Here is an 865-nt window from a genome sequence, read left to right on the forward strand (position 1 = left end):
CTTTTATAATAATAAAAGAATACATTCCGCTATAGGTGATTTAACGCCTAATCAAATGGAAAAATACTTAAATCAAAATCGAAGAATGGCAGCTTAAAATTGTCTCCACTTTTTAGTTGCAATTCCAATCCATTATCGAACCACTAGAATCAATAGTGTTGCTAGTCATATCTTGCTGATTAATAGTGGTTTGTGTAAAGAAAAAAACCGGATAAATGATCGTTTTAATCACTTATCCGGTCTAGTACCCAGCGCCGGAGTCGAACCGGCACATCCGAAGATATTGGTGTTTGAGACCAACGCGTCTACCAATTCCGCCAGCTGGGCAAGCTGTTTTCGTTTTCGACGTTGCAAATATAGTTTTTATAGCTTTTAATTACAACATATTTCATTAAATAAAACTGTAATTTTGCTAATTCGTTATATACCAGATTTATATTTTTTGAATGTTATTAAGGATTTAATGATAATTGTATACTTAATAAGCTTTTATAAAACTAAAGAAGCCGTCTAAAAAGGTCTGATAAATAAAGAACCCCCGTCATTAAAAAATGGCGGGGTTTATGTTTTTTGTCCTCAATTTTTTGTAAATTGAGGTGCAACCAAAAAAACAATATGAAAGTACAATTTAAAGCCTTACCATCCAATAGTCCGAGTCTATTTCCTGAAGATATTTTTGCTAAAATACCAGCAAACCATCCTGTTCGTTTGGTTAATCAGGTTGTTGATGAACTAAACTTAGATCATATCATTAAATTATACAAAGGAGGTGGTACCACGAGCTATCACCCCCGTATGCTTATCAAGGTTCTATTTTACGCGTATTTAAGTAATATCTATTCGTGTCGCAAAATCGAGAAAGCAC

General features: G+C 33.5%; 1 protein-coding gene and 1 tRNA gene. One reads left to right on the top strand and one right to left on the bottom strand.

Translation table 11 applies throughout. The annotated features are described in order from the left end of the window. Positions 1-245: 245 nt before the first annotated feature. Positions 246-327, bottom strand: a tRNA-Leu gene (locus GOQ17_RS16030). 288 nt (positions 328-615) lie between these two features. On the opposite strand from GOQ17_RS16030, the gene GOQ17_RS16035 reads away from it, so the two are divergent. Continuing rightward, positions 616-865, top strand: a 250-nt coding sequence (locus GOQ17_RS16035; RefSeq protein ID WP_201288656.1) for a transposase, incomplete at its 3' end; no start/stop codon positions are given.

Origin of the sequence: Sphingobacterium composti (assembly GCF_009829075.1) — a bacterium.
GTDB classification, from domain to species: domain Bacteria; phylum Bacteroidota; class Bacteroidia; order Sphingobacteriales; family Sphingobacteriaceae; genus Sphingobacterium; species Sphingobacterium composti.